At 63.2% G+C, this 15,242-nt stretch carries 14 protein-coding genes and 1 pseudogene; 7 read left to right on the top strand and 8 right to left on the bottom strand.

Annotated features, from left to right (window positions below; translation table 11 throughout):
- Positions 1-84 precede the first annotated feature (84 nt).
- Entirely contained in the window at positions 85-828 is a 744-nt protein-coding gene (locus tag ACLH0J_RS31105) for an energy transducer TonB (RefSeq protein WP_411392918.1), read from the top strand.
- Positions 821-1,273: a ribosomal protein S18-alanine N-acetyltransferase gene (gene rimI, locus ACLH0J_RS31100; RefSeq protein WP_010566758.1), complete on the top strand. Its 453-nt coding sequence runs from the start codon at positions 821-823 to the stop codon at positions 1,271-1,273. The genes ACLH0J_RS31105 and rimI overlap by 8 nt, the downstream gene beginning before the upstream one ends.
- A gap of 57 nt (positions 1,274-1,330) precedes the next feature.
- On the opposite strand, the gene ACLH0J_RS31095 is transcribed toward rimI, so the two are convergent.
- Positions 1,331-1,717 (bottom strand): serine kinase/phosphatase, encoded by a 387-nt coding sequence (locus ACLH0J_RS31095; protein ID WP_411390348.1) that lies wholly within the window; start codon positions 1,715-1,717, stop codon positions 1,331-1,333.
- 137 nt (positions 1,718-1,854) lie between these two features.
- Between ACLH0J_RS31095 and can the strand changes: the two genes are divergently transcribed.
- Positions 1,855-2,499 carry a carbonate dehydratase gene (can, locus tag ACLH0J_RS31090; RefSeq protein ID WP_010566760.1) on the top strand — a complete coding sequence of 215 codons (645 nt, stop codon included), beginning with the start codon at positions 1,855-1,857 and terminating at the stop codon, positions 2,497-2,499.
- Here can and ACLH0J_RS31085 read toward each other — a convergent pair.
- The 5 genes from ACLH0J_RS31085 to ACLH0J_RS31065 form a co-directional block, all read right to left on the bottom strand.
- Positions 2,496-3,020, bottom strand: coding sequence for an SET domain-containing protein-lysine N-methyltransferase (locus ACLH0J_RS31085; RefSeq protein WP_411390347.1), 525 nt, complete (start codon positions 3,018-3,020; stop codon positions 2,496-2,498). The two genes, can and ACLH0J_RS31085, sit on opposite strands and share 4 nt — an antisense overlap.
- Before the next feature lie 146 nt (positions 3,021-3,166).
- Positions 3,167-4,336, bottom strand: a complete 1,170-nt coding sequence (locus ACLH0J_RS31080; RefSeq protein ID WP_411390346.1) for a hypothetical protein — start codon at positions 4,334-4,336, stop codon at positions 3,167-3,169.
- 122 nt (positions 4,337-4,458) lie between these two features.
- Complete coding sequence (gene acpA / locus ACLH0J_RS31075) at positions 4,459-6,159, bottom strand: acid phosphatase (protein WP_411390345.1); 1,701 nt, start codon at positions 6,157-6,159, stop codon at positions 4,459-4,461.
- 91 nt (positions 6,160-6,250) lie between these two features.
- Positions 6,251-6,571, bottom strand: a complete 321-nt coding sequence (locus ACLH0J_RS31070) for a hypothetical protein (protein ID WP_010566764.1) — start codon at positions 6,569-6,571, stop codon at positions 6,251-6,253.
- A gap of 150 nt (positions 6,572-6,721) precedes the next feature.
- On the bottom strand, positions 6,722-8,140 hold the full coding sequence (locus ACLH0J_RS31065; RefSeq protein WP_411390344.1) for a short-chain fatty acid transporter: 1,419 nt from the start codon (positions 8,138-8,140) through the stop codon (positions 6,722-6,724).
- A gap of 185 nt (positions 8,141-8,325) precedes the next feature.
- Between ACLH0J_RS31065 and ACLH0J_RS31060 the strand changes: the two genes are divergently transcribed.
- The 3 genes and pseudogenes from ACLH0J_RS31060 (at position 8,326) to ACLH0J_RS31050 (ending at position 11,148) form a co-directional block, all read left to right on the top strand.
- Positions 8,326-9,630 carry an MFS transporter gene (locus tag ACLH0J_RS31060; RefSeq protein WP_411390343.1) on the top strand — a complete coding sequence of 435 codons (1,305 nt, stop codon included), beginning with the start codon at positions 8,326-8,328 and terminating at the stop codon, positions 9,628-9,630.
- A 201-nt stretch (positions 9,631-9,831) separates the two neighbouring features.
- Positions 9,832-10,608, top strand: a pseudogene (locus ACLH0J_RS31055) (PAS domain-containing protein); the annotation flags it as partial.
- A 108-nt stretch (positions 10,609-10,716) separates the two neighbouring features.
- Positions 10,717-11,148, top strand: a complete 432-nt coding sequence (locus ACLH0J_RS31050; RefSeq protein ID WP_411392917.1) for a methyl-accepting chemotaxis protein — start codon at positions 10,717-10,719, stop codon at positions 11,146-11,148.
- Between the two features lie 29 nt (positions 11,149-11,177).
- On the opposite strand, the gene ACLH0J_RS31045 is transcribed toward ACLH0J_RS31050, so the two are convergent.
- A complete protein-coding gene (locus ACLH0J_RS31045; protein WP_411390342.1) occupies positions 11,178-11,987 on the bottom strand; it encodes an AraC family transcriptional regulator in 810 nt (269 codons plus the stop codon).
- Between the two features lie 173 nt (positions 11,988-12,160).
- Between ACLH0J_RS31045 and ddlA the strand changes: the two genes are divergently transcribed.
- The gene (gene ddlA / locus ACLH0J_RS31040) at positions 12,161-13,255 is read left to right on the top strand and encodes a D-alanine--D-alanine ligase (protein WP_411390341.1); all 1,095 of its coding nucleotides are present in this window, start codon (positions 12,161-12,163) and stop codon (positions 13,253-13,255) included.
- Between the two features lie 124 nt (positions 13,256-13,379).
- Here ddlA and ACLH0J_RS31035 read toward each other — a convergent pair whose 3' ends face one another.
- Positions 13,380-15,209 (bottom strand): gamma-glutamyltransferase family protein, encoded by a 1,830-nt coding sequence (locus tag ACLH0J_RS31035; RefSeq protein ID WP_411390340.1) that lies wholly within the window; start codon positions 15,207-15,209, stop codon positions 13,380-13,382.
- Positions 15,210-15,242 lie beyond the last annotated feature (33 nt).

Below are 15,242 nucleotides of genomic sequence, written 5' to 3'. Positions count from 1 at the left end.
AGCGGTAGAATCCCCGCTCTTTACTTATCCACAAGTGGCCGAGCTGTGCTTATCGAGTCCCGACGTCGCGCTTACTTGACCGCCATGCAGGTGGTCAACTGGCTGCCCCGCACCGAACTGCCGTTTGCCGCCCCGTCGCGGCCCGAGTTGCTGCAGGCACTCGAGCCCGATGAGGCGTTCGAGACATCGGGCGAAGAGGCCGCCGCACCCGTGGCGGTGGTCAAGCCGGAGCCGCCGGTGCGGCCGGTGGTGGAACGCGCCAAGGTCGAGGTGCCACGCCCGTCGACGATGGCCAAGCCGGTGGTGGCCGAAGAGGCTGCCCCGGTGGTCAAGGCGCCTGTCGTCCCGCCTCCACGGTTTGCCCTGCAACTGCTGCGGGCCGGGCGCTGCCTGTTGCTGGTGGAATTACCCACCGGCGAACGCTTCCAGACCCGCGACCCGGCCTACATGCTGCTCAAGGACATGCTGCGCGCCGCCGGCCTGCCCGACAGCCCGCAAATCGTCGGCGACCCGGTGCGCTGGCCGCTGCTGGTGCGCGGCACCATGGACCAGGGCCCGGACGCGGCGCGGGATTTTGTCCAAGGCTTTGTGTCGGCGCGCCTGGAAGACGAACCCTGCGTGTGCCTGTGGCTGATCGGCCTGCCCGCCGTGCGCTTTGCCGGCGAGGCCAATGCCGAGGCCTGGTACCGCGAGCTGCAGGTCGAAGGCCTGGGTTCGGTGTGGGCCCTGCCGGGCCTGGAATTATTAATGGAAGAGCCACAGCGTAAGGCTGATGTCTGGCAAGCCATGCGCCGGCTGATGGCGCGCTGGAAAACAACTGATGAGTGAGGCTTTATCCTTCCGCCCGATGATCGAGGCCGACCTCGACGCTGTGCTGAAAATCGAATACGCGGCGTACAGTCACCCCTGGACCCGTGGGATTTTTCTCGATGGGCTGGGCAAGTACCAGATCTGGCTGATGTTCGAAGGCGAGCAGCAGGTAGGCCATGGCGTGGTGCAGATCATCCTCGACGAAGCGCATTTGCTGAACATCACGGTGAAGCCGGAAAACCAAGGCCGCGGTTTGGGCCTGGCGCTGCTGGAGCACCTGATGTCCCGGGCCTATGCCGCCAGTGCGCGGGAATGCTTCCTCGAAGTGCGCGACAGTAATGCCGGTGCGTTCCGTCTGTACGAGCGTTACGGTTTCAATGAGATCGGTCGTCGGCGCGATTACTACCCGGCCGTCGGTGGGCGCGAAGATGCGGTCGTCATGGCCTGCACGCTCGTCGATTAAACGCCCAACCCATGTGGGAGGGAGCAACCCCCCTCCCACATTTGTCTCTACGGTGGCTCAGCGATTGCCGTCGACAGGGTCGAGGTCGGCCAATTCGGCTTCATCCCACCCATTGCCGCCGCCAATCTCGTCTTCATCGACGATGCTCAGTTCCCAATCAGCCTGTTCGCCTTCACCGGCTTCCTGGGCATCGCGCGCGCCATCTTCACGGATCAGTGTCTCCGGGCTCATGTCATCGTCGGTCGAAGCGCCGGTCATCCCAGCTTCGCGCGCCCGTTCGTCAGGCGTCAGGTGCTTGCGCTCGCGCGGGGATATCTCATTGCCGATTTCCGCCGTCGGCTCCTCTTTGTTGAAGTCCAACTCACGCATGGAGCCCATGCGGTCCTCGTTGTCGTCAATCGGTTCCGGCTGTGTAGCGCCGTACGGACGTCGTGATTCAGTCATGGCCAATCCTCATACTGTGGGGCTTATAGTGTGTTGACACGCACGGCGGCCTAAAGATTCATGCTAATCGTCGCCTGGCGTGACCCGGACGGGCGGTCGTCTGTCAAAGCTGGGCATCATTCCTGAGGCTTTCCCTGATGAACGAACTACAAGACCTGCTTGATAACAACGAACGCTGGGCGGATGCGATCAAACAGGAAGATCCCGAATTCTTCGCCAAGCTCGCCCGCCAGCAGACTCCTGAGTACCTGTGGATCGGTTGTTCCGACGCCCGGGTACCGGCCAATGAGATCGTCGGCATGCTGCCCGGCGATCTGTTCGTACACCGCAACGTGGCCAACGTGGTGCTGCACACTGACCTCAATTGCCTGTCGGTGATCCAGTACGCGGTCGATGTGCTCAAGGTCAAACACATCCTCGTCACCGGCCACTATGGCTGCGGCGGCGTGCGCGCTTCGATGCAGGACCGGCAGTTCGGGTTGATCGACGGCTGGTTGCGCACCATCCGCGACCTCTACTACGAAAACCGCGACCTGCTGGCCCAGTTGCCGACCGAAGAAGAACGCGTCGACCGCCTGTGCGAGCTGAACGTGATTCAGCAGGTGGCCAACGTCGGTCACACCAGCATCGTGCAGAACGCCTGGCACCGTGGGCAGAGCCTGTCGGTCCATGGCTGCATCTATGGCATCAAGGATGGTCGCTGGAAGAGCCTGAACACCACCATCAGTGGTTTTGAGCAACTGCCGCCGCAGTATCGCCTGCGTCCGCTGGGCGAAGCCTAAGGGCACTCGGGGTTGCGCTGCTGTTCAAGGAAGCGCAGCCCCTCGGCATTGATCTGTTCCTTGCGACCTTTGATCCAGCCCCGGCAATCGGGCGCGCCACAGTGGCAGGCAAATTGGCGGGGCAGGATGTCGTCGGTGTCGGCGAAATCGAGGGTCAGCCAGCTACCGGCGGTAATCGCCTCCACGGTCCAGACTTCCAGGTAATGGATGTCGAAATACACATTCGGGCTACATGAATGGCGCAGCAGGCCGCAGAACCAGCGGTCGTACAGATGAATGCGCGAAGAGATCTGGAAGGTGTGCTGGCGCCGCTCGCCCAGGGCGTAGCCCGACACCTTGGCAATGCGCGTTCGGCTGTCGAAGGCGACGCGGGCTTTGATTCCCGTCGGCGTGCCGTTGCGGTTGCGCACCACTTGAAACTGGCGGGGCGAAGGGTAGCCGCGCTCTAACAGCGATGTCGCAAAGGGGTAGAGGCAGTCATTGGCAGCAGTTTTAGCCTTGTCCATGGCTTGAGTTTTCATCACTCTTCTTGGTTGGGCTGCATCGACTTGCGGGTGGTGTCTGACTACCAGTCTTGCAGCGGATGGCCCGCTTCAAGACTCGCTGAAGATTGAACCGATTTCTACTGTCAGAGTTGACAGTAGAAATCGGGTTTTTTTTGTGCGCGCTACAGCAGCGGAGTGCTGGTCGTCGGGGTTGGGAGGGCGTTTTTCAGGGCTTTGAGCTGAGTCTTGATTGTCGGGGTGGCGCATTTGGCATTCGCCTGTTCCGGGGGCAGGCCGCGCACCGAGGTGAAGAACAACTCACAGGTCTGCTCTTTGCGCGTGACCTGCCAGGTGTTCATACAGGCTTTGAGCAGTACATTCGGATCGCTCGCGGGCTTCTGGCCCATCCCGGCCTGCCAGCAGGCGGCGCTCAAATCCTGGCCCATCACTTTCAGGCCGGCTTCGTCGGCTTTCTGTTCGTCGCCGTCATAGCTATCGGGGTTGGCCGCGTACCAGATGTAACTTGGGTGATTGGCGCCCAGGACCGATACGGTTTTACCCGCCTGCGGGCTGATTTTCGCCAGGCCCAGCACCGCTACGGGTTGCCCGTATTGTTGCTGGATCCAACTGCGCACCGGTGCGCCGAACGCGACCATCGGCAACGCGCCGTTGGCGTGCTGACTCAGCTCCGCGACCATGCGCGTCTGGTAGTCGGTGAAGTAGCTGTAGACGTTCTCCAAGTCCTTGCCGGCGTTGGACGGCGCGGCGATGGGGGCGATATCGATGATGGTCTGGAAGGCCGGGGTTTCGGTGGCTGGCACGCCATTGTCGGTGAGCAGGCTGGCCCAGCGATCGGTGGTCGCCGATTCCAGGTAATCCTGGGCCTGGGTCAGCGAATAATCCGGCGGGAAGTGCAGCAGCTCGATGCTTTTGCGGTTTTCAAGGGCCATGCCCAGCGGCAGGAACAGGTACCAGTTGTACGCCCATTTGCCGTCGCTGTTGAGCCGGCTGGCGCCCTGGTAGGCCAGGTCGGCGGTATTGAGCAGCGTCGTCAGCGGCGTGCCGTAGCTGTCCGGTACGCCGCTGAACGTCGCCGCGACCTGGTCGTCATGGACCTTGACGCTGACCCTGGCCCGGCTGTAGCCATCGCGTTGCAGGCTCTGGTTCAGGTAATGCTCGACGGTCTGCTCCAGCGTCCATGGACGAAAGCAGATCACGTTGCAGTTGTTGGGGTAAGCGAACAACCGGGTCACCCGTTGCGTGCTACCCAGCGGTACGTCGATGTCGGCGTGTACGACCGCGCTGGCCATCAGTGCGGCCAGGGTGAAGGACAGCCTGGTCGGTTTAAACATAGTGGTTTCCTTGTCAACGAAAGCCCATCTGTGCGGGGGTGAAAGCCCACCCCCACACAGTAGCGGCTGACCGCGCAAACCGCGTGCTAAATCGTCGGGCGTGTCGCTATTGGATAAGCGTTCTACACGTTGAATTGCAAGGTGTTGCTCAAATCCCCCATGGGTTTCTGGCCACGGGCGATCATTGCGTCGTCGCGCTGCTTGAGGCCGTCCAGTGTCTCCAACTGGAAGACCCGCGTGATCAGCCGCAGGATCGACGCGGTGTCGTACACCGTATGGTCCACCGTGCCTTTGCGCGCGAACGGCGACACCACGATTGCCGGCACCCGCGTGCCAGGGCCCCAGCGGTCGCCCTTGGGCGGCGCCACGTGGTCCCACCAGCCGCCGTTTTCGTCGACGGTCACCACTACCACCATGTTTTTCCACTGCGGGCTTTCCTGCAGCACCTTCAGGGCGCGGGTGATATGGCGATCACCGGAAGCCACATCGGCATAGCCCGCGTGCATGTTCAGGTTGCCTTGGGGCTTGTAGAAGGTCACGGCCGGCAACTTGCCTGCCTGGGCGTCGGCGAAGAATTTGTTGGTGCCGGGTTCTTCACCCAAACCGCCATCGCGCAGGCGCTTGTCGCGTTCGGTACGGTTTTCAGGACCCTGCTGCTTGAAGTAGTTGAACGGCTGGTGGTGGTACTGGAAGTTCGGGATCTTGGGAATGCCGTCCGAATCCTTGAACTGCTCCAGCGTTGCCTGCCACGCGCCGGCATACCAGGCCCAGTCGATGTTCTTTTTCGACAGCTTGTCGCCGATGTGCTCGTGGGTTTGCGGCACCAGCACGTTGGGCAGGTCGGGCTTGGCGTAATCGGGGTTTTCCGGGTCGCGAATCCAGGTCGGCCAGTAGGGCGGGGCCAGGGTGTTCACGGCGTAGCCGTCGGGGGTCAGCGCGCTGGGACCGAACTGCGGCGGGCCGGTCATGGCGCTGGCGGGGGATTTGTCCAGCGGCTTGAGGCGCGGGTCGGTGGGGTCATCGCTCTGCAGCGTGGCGATCTGCGCCTTGGCCACCGATTGCGCGGCATTCGGATAAACCGGCGCAGTGGCGCTGATCAGGTATTGATGGTTAAGGAACGAGCCGCCAAACGCACCCTGGAAGAAGTTATCGCAGAGCACGAACGCCTTGGCTACGTCCCACAAGCGCAGGGAATAACGACTCTGGGCGTAATGCCCCATCACCAGGCCGCCGGAGTCCGCCCAGGCGACGAAACCGTCGTTCTTGCCGCCGTTGATCTGCATCTGGTTCTGGTAGAACACGTGCCACAAGTCGCGGGTGACCAGGCTCAGGGGCAGGTCCTCGGCATTCGGGCCCTTGAGGGCGAATGGCGCGTTGGGCAGGTTTTCCTGGAATTGCACGGCGTTGGGGTAGGTCACCCCGTCCACGCTTTGCGGGCCGACCTGCAACACGCCACCCCAGACCGGGGGCAGGCTGGTCAATACGCTACCGTCGCGGTTGCGCTGTTGACAGTCGGCGGCGGATAACGCCGACAGCGGCTTCTCCACGCCGGGGAAATCGGCAAACAGGTTGTTGAAACTGCGGTTCTCGGCGTAGATCACCACCACGGTTTTCACCTGGTCGTGCAAGGCCTTGTCCAGTTCCTGCGGCGTGAGTGGCCGAGCCTGCGGCTTGCCCGGTGCGTCACGGGTATCGCCACAGGCACCCAACGTCGCGCCTACCCCCAGCACCGCCGCGCCCCCGAGGAAACGTCGCCGGCTGGTATCGACCGGCGGTGGGGTGACGGAATCGGCGGAAGGGCGGTCTTCGTGCTCGTCGCTCATTGCGGGGAGTCCTTGGCGAAATGTTGCAAGATATTTCGCAGGACGTTAGCAATGCAATATGACGGAACGAAGACAGGTTTTTTTCAGCCGATCACAACAGCCGCAGGGCCAATTGGCTGCCGGCGCGCAAGTACTCCACCTGCGCCGTCACGGCATCCTTGACGATGGCTTCGCCCGTGTCGGTCAGCCTGGCTTTCTTTGCGTCGATGACACTGGTCTGCAGCAGTTGCATGGCCACATCCATGGCTTTCTGAAACGCAGTCACATTGTTGTGCTGGCCAAACTCCTGGATGACCGCATTCATGCGGCGATCGGCGTCATCACGCAGGGCCTTGTACTCCCCGAAGGAGACGGTGTCGTCCTGGTAAATATCATTGAGCAACTCTTCCAGCGATTTGGATAAAGGGGTCATCGGATTTTCCTTGGTGTGTGAGGCGTCATCCGAATCAGGTTAACCAAAGGCGCTGGCGGGAGGAGTCAGGGCTTGGCATCGTTTTGAGTGGGACAAGCCCATGCGTTTTATCGGAAAAGCGGCTTTCAGCTCGTCGCTTCCATCCATACGTTAAGGCATCACCGGCGGCCAATACGTCAACGTCGTCCCCAACGCCCAGAGCAGGAACAGCACCAGCGGCGTGTGCACCAGCAACTGCACGAACGAAAACCCGATCAAGTCCCGCGCCTTCAGCCCCAGCACCCCCAGCAGCGGCAGCATGTAGAACGGGTTGATCAGGTTCGGCAGCGCCTCGGCGGCGTTGTAGATCTGCACGGCCCAGCCCAGGTGGTATTGCAGGTCATTGGCCACTTGCATCACGTAGGGCGCTTCGATGATCCACTTGCCGCCGCCCGACGGGATGAAGAAACCCAGCACCGCCGAGTACACGCCCATCAGCAGCGCGTAGGTGTCGTGGGAGGCGATGGAGGTGAAGAAGGTCGAGATGTGGTGCGCCAGGGTCTGGCCGTCGCCGCCCTTGACCACGGTCATCAGCGCGGCGATCGAGCCGTACAGCGGGAACTGGATCAGCACGCCGGTGGTGGTCGGCACGGCGCGGGCCACGGCGTCGAGGAAGCTGCGCGGGCGCCAGTGCAGCAGGGCACCGACCATGATGAACAGGAAGTTGTAGGTGTTCAGCCCCGAGATCGCGCTGATCGCCGGCTTGGTCGAGAACTCGTGGAACAGCCAGCCGGCCGCCAGCAACGCCAGCAGGATGGTCAGCAGCGGGCTGTGCTCCAGCCATTCGCCCGGACGGGTCGGTGCTTGCGGCTTGGGCAGGTTGAACGCCGGGTCGACGCCGCAGGCCTGGGCATCGCGGGCGCTGTTCGGGCCGGGCGCGGTGGCGTAGGCGATGATCAGCGACACCACGATCAGCGCCAGCAACAGCACGCCCGATTGCCACAGGAAGATGGTCTCGGTGAACGGGATCATCCCGGTGATCGACAGGATCGACGGCGGCAGGCTGGCCGGGTTGGCCTGCAACTGCGCGGCCGACGACGACAGCCCCAACGCCCATACCGCACCGAGGCCCAGATAGGCCGCAGCGCCGGCAGCGCGGTAGTCCATGCGCAAGTCGGTGCGCCGCGCCAATGCGCGCACCAGCAACCCGCCGAACACCAGGGACAGGCCCCAGTTGAGCAACGAGGCAACCATGGAAATCAACGCCACCCAGGCCACGGCCGAGCGGCCGTTCTTCGGGATGCGCGCCAGGCGGTCGATCAGTTTCACCGCCGGCGGCGAGCTGGCGACCACGTAACCGCCGATCACCACGAAGGCCATCTGCATGGTGAACGGGATCAGGCTCCAGAACCCATCGCCAAAGGCCTTGGCGGCTTCACCCGGCGCGGCACCCATGCCCAGGGTCGCCACGGCGACGATAATCACGGCGAGGGCGGCGAACACCCAGGAGTCGGGGAACCAGCGCTCGGCAAAGTTGGAACAACGCAGGGCAAATCGGGCATAGCGGCTTTCTTCGATAGCATCGGCCACGAGTCATACCTCTTGTATTTATTATGGAGTTGACAATTTTTCGGCATGTTCCGCTACGGCCATTGATATGGGAATGCAGTTATCTTCATCGATCCATGAGGAAAACAAATATATCTGCTGCGATTGCCATCATCCGGCTCAGCTCATAACCTGCACGCCATTTTGTTTGCCTGCCGAGCTCCGTCATGACTGCCACCTCTGTTCCACAGGCGCAGCACTTTTCCCGCGCCGACTACAAAACCCTGGGCCTGGCCGCCCTGGGCGGTGCCCTGGAAATCTACGACTTCATTATTTTCGTATTCTTCGCGCTGACCCTCAGCCAACTGTTTTTCCCCCCGGAAATGCCCGAGTGGCTGCGCCTGCTGCAAAGCTTCGGCATCTTCGTCACTGGCTACCTGGCGCGGCCGCTGGGCGGCATCCTGATGGCGCATTTTGCCGATCACCTGGGACGCAAGCGCGTGTTCAGCCTGAGCATCCTGATGATGGCCTTGCCTTGCCTGCTGATCGGGATCATGCCGACCTACGCGCAAATCGGCTATTTCGCACCGCTGATCCTGCTGGTGCTGCGTGTGCTGCAAGGCGCGGCAGTGGGCGGCGAAGTGCCCAGCGCCTGGACCTTCGTCGCCGAACACGCACCGCCCCACCACCGGGGTTATGCCCTGGGTTTCCTGCAGGCCGGCCTGACCTTCGGCTACCTGCTCGGCGCCCTCACCGCCACGCTGCTGGCCCAGGTGTTCAGCCCCGCGGAAATCCTCGACTACGCCTGGCGTTTCCCCTTCCTGCTCGGCGGTGTGTTCGGCGTCATCGGGGTGTGGCTGCGCCGCTGGCTCAGCGAAACCCCGGTATTCCTGGAAATGCAGGCCCGTCGCCAGGCCGCCGCCGAACTGCCCTTGCGCACCGTACTGCGCGACCATCGCGCCGTGTTGCTGCCGGCGATGATTCTCACCTGCGTGCTCACCTCGGCGGTGGTGGTCCTCGTCGTCATCACCCCGACCATGATGCAGCAAACCTTCGGCATGAGCCCCAGCCACACCTTCGCCTTGAGTGCCCTGGGCATCGTCTTTCTGAACATCGGCTGCGTCCTGGCCGGCCTGCTGGTGGACCGCATCGGCGCCTGGCGCGCGGTGCTGGTCTACAGCCTGTTGCTGCCGGTGGGCATTGCGATCCTGTACGCCAGCCTGATCAACGGCGGCCTCTGGCTGGGCGCGGCGTACGCGGTGGCGGGCTTGAGTTGCGGCGTAGTGGGCGCGGTGCCATCGGTGATGGTCGGCCTGTTTCCGGCACCGGTGCGAGTGTCGGGGATTTCGTTCACCTACAACATCGCCTATGCGCTGTGGGCGAGCACCACACCGCTGATGCTGATCGCGCTGATGCCGACCCGGCCATGGATTTGCGTGGGTTATTGCGTGGTGATGGGCGCGGTGGGGGTGGGGAGTGTGGTGGTGTTTGGCAAGCGCCATGGGGTAGACGCTGTTACAAGTGGCACCTAAGGCCATCGGTATTGGTACCATTTCTATAGTCAGTTCCACCTCCGATCTGCACGTAGCAGCTCATGACTCAGACGGCCTTTATCAACCCCTCCCTTGACCGCTGCAAAAAAGAACGGGCCCCGGCGTGGACGGCTCTTCAGAAACCGCCTGGCGCGCCGATGACGTTCAAATCCGTTCTTTTCTCATGATCATCGGTGCCCCATGTTCAACACCCGTTTGAAGCAGGAGCTGGCGGCTCTTCGCGAAGAGTTGTCCAGCTTGCAACAGGTCAAGGAAAGCCTGGAAAGCGAAATGCTGTGCCTGACGCTGGACGTCGAAGGCCGGGTGGAGTGGGCGAACGCCAACTTTCTACAGGAACTGGTTTACCCGATGACCGGCCTTCTGGGGCGCCCCATCGAAGACCTGGTACCGGCCCACGTGCGCCAGGACCCCTTTCAACTGCGTTTCAAGAACGCCCTGATGCGCGGCGAACACTACGTCGGCGCCGTGCGCCTGATGCGTGGCAATGGCAAGGAAGCGTGGCTGCGTTCGATCGTGCAACCGGTGCGCAGCTCGGACGGGCGCCTCAAGCATTTTTCGATTTTCTCCAGCGACCTCACCCGCACCATCGAGGCGTCGCGCGAGCACGAAAACCTGATCACCGCGCTGGTGCGCTCCACGGCCGTGATCGAGTTCGACCTGGAGGGCCACGTGCTCACCGCAAACGACCGGTTCCTCAACAGCATGGGTTACACCCTGGCGCAGATCCAGGGCAAACATCACCGCATGTTCTGTGAACCGGAGGACTACAACAGCGCCGAATACCAGCAGTTCTGGAAGCGTTTGAACGCCGGTGAGTTTGTCGCGGCGCGCTTCAAGCGCGTGGACAGCCATGGCCATGCGGTGTGGCTGGAAGCGACCTATAACCCTGTACTCGATGCCAATGATCGGCTGTACAAAGTGGTCAAGTTCGCCACGGTGATCACCGACCAGGTCATCCGCGAACAGGCAATTGCCGAGGCCGCCAATATTGCCTACAGCACCTCCCTGCACACCGACAGCAGTGCCCAGCGCGGTACCACGGTGGTGACCCAGGCGGTCGACGTGATGCGCGACCTGGCCCAGCATATGCAACAGGCCGGCGAGGGCATCGAGGCGCTGAACGCCCAGTCCCAGGTGATCGGCACCATCGTCAAGACCATCAGCGGCATCGCCGAACAAACCAACCTGCTGGCGCTCAACGCCGCCATCGAAGCGGCGCGGGCCGGTGAACAGGGGCGTGGCTTCGCGGTGGTGGCCGATGAAGTGCGGCAGTTGGCATCGCGTACCAGCAAAGCCACCGAGGAAATCGTCGGCGTGGTGCGTCAGAACCAGGACATGGCCCGCGATGCCGTCAGCCTGATGACCGACGGTCGCTCCCAGGCCGAGCAAGGCCTGACCCTGGCGGCCGAAGCGGGCACGGTGATCATCGAAATCCAGGACGGCGCGCAGAAGGTGGTCAGCGCGGTGGGGCAGTTCGCCAACCAGCTGTCGAACTGACCTGTAGGGCGGCTGCAGCCGCCCCCTTTTCAGCGCCCGAGCATCTTCACCCAGCGCGACGGCGGCATGCCGTAGGTGCTGCGAAATTGTCGGGTCATATGGCTCTGGTCGGTAAAACCGGCGGTCAGCGCCGCGTCCACCAGTGATTGGCCCTGGGCCAGCAGGCTGCGCACCAGGTCCAGGCGGCGCATGGTCAGGTAACGGTAGGGGCTGGTGCCGAACAACAAACGAAAATCCCGCGATAACGCCCAGCGGTCGCGGCCGGCGTGGTCGGCGATTTCATCCAGGGTGATGCTGCGGCCCAGGGCGCTGTGGATAAATTCCCGGGAGCGCTCGGCGGCCAGGTAATCGAAGGTCTTGCGGCTGATGATCGCGCCCGCGGCGTTGTTCAGCGCGTGGGCCAGGTCGAACATCGCGTCCTGTTCCTGCAACGGGTCGATGGGGTGATCGAGGTTTTGCAGCAGCACTTCGCTGGCGCGGAACAGCCTCGGATCGGTGGATAACCCCTTGGGGATAAACGGCAATGGCTTGCCGCCGAGGATCTGCTGGATCAGCGACGGCTCCACGTAAATCATCCGGTACTTGAAGCCCTCGTCGCTGCCCGCATGGCCGTCGTGGGTTTCATCGGGGTGAAGCACCATGGTCGTGCCGGGCACGCTGTGGATCATGTCGCCGCGATAGTGAAAACTCTGCACGCCCGACAACGTGCGCCCGATGGCGTAGGTATCGTGGCGATGCGGGTCGAAGGCGAAACCGGCGAAGTACGCCTCGATACGATCAAGGCCGCTGGCGTGCGGGGCGCGGTGCAGCCAGTCGAGCGTGGGGGTGGGTTTGCCCATGGTGGGTTGTCACACAGAGAGGTGGAAACACGTTAACCCAGTCTGGAGCCGTTGTCGTGCCGGGGTCTTGTACGATTGTGCAGGCGCTCGCTACTGGGCGTTCGGCGCGTGCGGGTAGTAAATCGCTGACCGCCCGTGGTAAGAAGCCTTACGTTCAACAGTGAGGCCAGGTCATGAGCAAGGTGCGCGTAGGGATTATTTTTGGTGGCCGTTCGGCCGAACATGAGGTCTCGTTGCAGTCGGCGCGCAATATTGTCGACGCGCTCGACCGCACCCGCTTCGAGCCGGTGCTGATCGGCATCGACAAGGCCGGCCACTGGCATCTCAACGACACGTCGAACTTCCTGATCAACCAGGAAAACCCGGCCCTTATCGCGCTCAACCAGTCCAACCGCGAACTGGCGGTGGTGCCCGGCAAGGCCAGCCAGCAAGTGGTGGAGACCTCCGGCCAGGGCCTGTTGCAACACATCGACGTGATCTTCCCCATCGTCCACGGCACCCTCGGCGAAGACGGCTGCCTGCAAGGCCTGCTGCGCATGGCGGACCTGCCTTTCGTCGGCTCCGACGTGCTGGGTTCGGCGGTGTGCATGGACAAGGACGTCAGCAAGCGCCTGCTGCGCGACGCCGGGATTGCCGTCACGCCGTTTATCACCCTCAACCGTCGCAACGCGGCGCGCACCTCGTTCGACAGCGCGGTGAACACGCTCGGCCTGCCGATGTTCGTCAAACCCGCCAACCAGGGTTCTTCGGTGGGCGTGAGCAAAGTGAGCGACGAAGCCGAGTACCTCGCCGCCGTCGAACTGGCCCTGGGTTTCGACGAAAAAGTGCTGCTGGAATCCGCCGTCCGGGGCCGCGAGATCGAATGCGCCGTGCTGGGCAACGACAACCCCATCGCCAGCGGTTGTGGCGAGATTGTGGTGAGCAGCGGCTTCTATTCCTACGACAGCAAATACATCGACGAACAGGCCGCCCAGGTGGTGGTGCCGGCGGATATCAGTGTTGAAGCCAGCGAGCGCATCCGCCATCTGGCCATCGAAGCCTTCGAGGTATTGGGCTGCGCCGGGTTGGCGCGGGTCGATGTATTCCTCACCGAGGACGGTGAAGTGCTGATCAACGAAATCAACTCATTGCCCGGCTTCACCCGCATCAGCATGTACCCCAAGCTGTGGCAGGCGGCGGGCATGAGTTACAGCGAGTTGGTCAGCCGCTTGATCGAGTTGGCGTTGGAGCGGCATGCGGGGCGCAAGGGGCTTAAGATCAGTCGCTGATCATCAGCCAATGGCCAGTAACGCCATCAGGCGTTACTGAGGACTTCCCGGAAGACATCCGGTCTTGCTTTTTTCATTGCTCTGTACGAGCGATCCATAAGCGCAACAACGTCCCTCCGTTACATCAATCCCCTAACGCCTCACCCTCCCGCCGTGGGTCGGCGCCGCCGCTCAGCGTCACCTTGCCCTGCGCATCCTGCGTGCGAACGATGGCCTGGATGCCGCTGGTCATGTCGATCTCGCTCAGCGCGTGGCCCTTGTCCCTGAGCGCTTGTTTCAATGCCGGGCTGAACAGGCCGGCTTCCAGTTCGGTCGCGCCATTGCGGCTGCCGAAGTTGGGCAGGCTGATGGCGGCCTGTGGGTCGAGTTGCCAGTCGAGCATCGCCACCAGGGACTTGCTCACGTACTCGATGATCTGCGAGCCGCCCGGTGAGCCGAGCGCGGCGAGCAGTTCGCCGCTCTGGCGGTCGAACACCAGCGTCGGCGCCATGGCTGAGCGCGGGCGTTTGCCCGGTTGTACCCGGTTGGCCACCGGTTGGCCGTGTTCTTCGGGAATGAACGAGAAGTCGGTCAACTGGTTGTTGAGCACAAAGCCCTGGACCATCAGGTGGGCGCCGAAGGCGGACTCCACCGTGGTGGTCATCGACACCGCGCCGCCCTGGTCGTCCACCGCCACCACTTGCGAGGTGGAGATGCGCAACGGCGAGCGGTCCGGCGCGTACGCCACTTGAATACCCGCCGGCTGGCCCGGCTTGGCGACGCCCAGGCTGCGCTCGCCAATCAACGCGGCGCGCGTGGCCAGGTAATCCGCTGCGACCAGGCCGGCGACCGGCACCGGCACGAAGTCGGCATCGGCCACGTATAACGCGCGGTCGGCAAAGGCCAGGCGGCCGGCTTCGGCGATCAGGTGAACGGCCTCGGGCGTGGGTTCGAGGCCGGCGGCGGAGGCGCTCTTGACCGGTGTCATGGGCGCGATGGCCAGGCGCGGATCGCGGATTTGCAGGGCTTGCAATGTGCCGAGGATCTGCGCGATGGCAATCCCGCCCGACGACGGCGGCGGCATGCCGCACACGGTCCACTGCTTGTAGTCGCTGCACAGTGGCGTGCGCGGCTTGGCGGTGTAGCCGGCAAGGTCTGCCACGGACAGGCTGCCCGCATTGCGATGGCCCTGGACCTTGCGCGCGATCTCATCGGCAATCGGCCCGTGGTACAGCGCGTCCGCACCTTCCTTGGCGATGCGTTTGAACACGTTGGCCAGCGTCGGGTTTTTCAGCAAGGTGCCGGTGGCCTTGGCGGTGCCATCGGCGTTCAGAAAGTACGCTGCCATGTCCGGCGAACGAGGGATATGACGGTCGGCCGCGATCAGCGCATGCAGGCGCGGGGAAATCGCGAAGCCCTGTTCCGACAGGCGGATCGCCGGTTCGAACAACGTGGCCCAGGGCAAGTGCCCGGTCTGCTTGTGCGCCATCTCCAACGCGCGCAACACCCCCGGCGTGCCCACCGAGCGCCCGCCAATCTGCGCCGCGCTGAACGCCATCGGCTGACCGTCCGCCTTGAGGAACAGGCGCGGCGTCGCCCCCGCCGGCGCGGTTTCGCGGCCGTCATACGCGTGCACCTGTTTGCCGTCCCACAGCAGGATGAACGCGCCGCCGCCAATCCCCGACGACTGTGGCTCCACCAGGGTCAGCACCGCCTGCATGGCAATCGCCGCATCAATGGCCGAACCGCCCTGGCGCAACATCTCCCGCCCGGCCTCGGCTGCCAGCGGGTTGGCGGCCGCGGCCATATGGCGCTCGGCGTGACGGGGACGCAGGTCGGCGCGATAGCCCGAACCCAACTCCGGCGCCGCTGGCTGTTCGGCGACGGACGTGTTGCAGGCCGCCAGGGCAAGGGCGGCGGCAATCACTGACAGGTGAAGACGGGCAATCGAAAACACGCGCTGAACTCCGTTCATTTTGAGAATGATCTGTTGTTCGTGGGAGGCTGC

The sequence above is a fragment of the Pseudomonas sp. MPB23 genome (genome assembly GCF_046605395.1).
GTDB lineage: Bacteria > Pseudomonadota > Gammaproteobacteria > Pseudomonadales > Pseudomonadaceae > Aquipseudomonas.
This window is presented reverse-complemented; position numbering and strand designations above follow the sequence as displayed.

Bases quoted from the DNA above. Each gene is read 5' to 3' on its own strand.
- ACLH0J_RS31105 (WP_411392918.1), top strand. From the start codon at position 85: ATGCAGGTGGTCAACTGGCTGCCCCGCACCGAACTGCCGTTTGCCGCC.
- rimI (WP_010566758.1), top strand. From the start codon at position 821: ATGAGTGAGGCTTTATCCTTCCGCCCGATGATCGAGGCCGACCTCGAC.
- ACLH0J_RS31095 (WP_411390348.1), bottom strand. From the start codon at position 1,717: ATGACTGAATCACGACGTCCGTACGGCGCTACACAGCCGGAACCGATT.
- can (WP_010566760.1), top strand. From the start codon at position 1,855: ATGAACGAACTACAAGACCTGCTTGATAACAACGAACGCTGGGCGGAT.
- ACLH0J_RS31085 (WP_411390347.1), bottom strand. From the start codon at position 3,020: ATGAAAACTCAAGCCATGGACAAGGCTAAAACTGCTGCCAATGACTGC.
- ACLH0J_RS31080 (WP_411390346.1), bottom strand. From the start codon at position 4,336: ATGTTTAAACCGACCAGGCTGTCCTTCACCCTGGCCGCACTGATGGCC.
- acpA (WP_411390345.1), bottom strand. From the start codon at position 6,159: ATGAGCGACGAGCACGAAGACCGCCCTTCCGCCGATTCCGTCACCCCA.
- ACLH0J_RS31070 (WP_010566764.1), bottom strand. From the start codon at position 6,571: ATGACCCCTTTATCCAAATCGCTGGAAGAGTTGCTCAATGATATTTAC.
- ACLH0J_RS31060 (WP_411390343.1), top strand. From the start codon at position 8,326: ATGACTGCCACCTCTGTTCCACAGGCGCAGCACTTTTCCCGCGCCGAC.
- ACLH0J_RS31050 (WP_411392917.1), top strand. From the start codon at position 10,717: ATGCGCGACCTGGCCCAGCATATGCAACAGGCCGGCGAGGGCATCGAG.
- ACLH0J_RS31045 (WP_411390342.1), bottom strand. From the start codon at position 11,987: ATGGGCAAACCCACCCCCACGCTCGACTGGCTGCACCGCGCCCCGCAC.
- ddlA (WP_411390341.1), top strand. From the start codon at position 12,161: ATGAGCAAGGTGCGCGTAGGGATTATTTTTGGTGGCCGTTCGGCCGAA.
- ACLH0J_RS31035 (WP_411390340.1), bottom strand. From the start codon at position 15,209: ATGAACGGAGTTCAGCGCGTGTTTTCGATTGCCCGTCTTCACCTGTCA.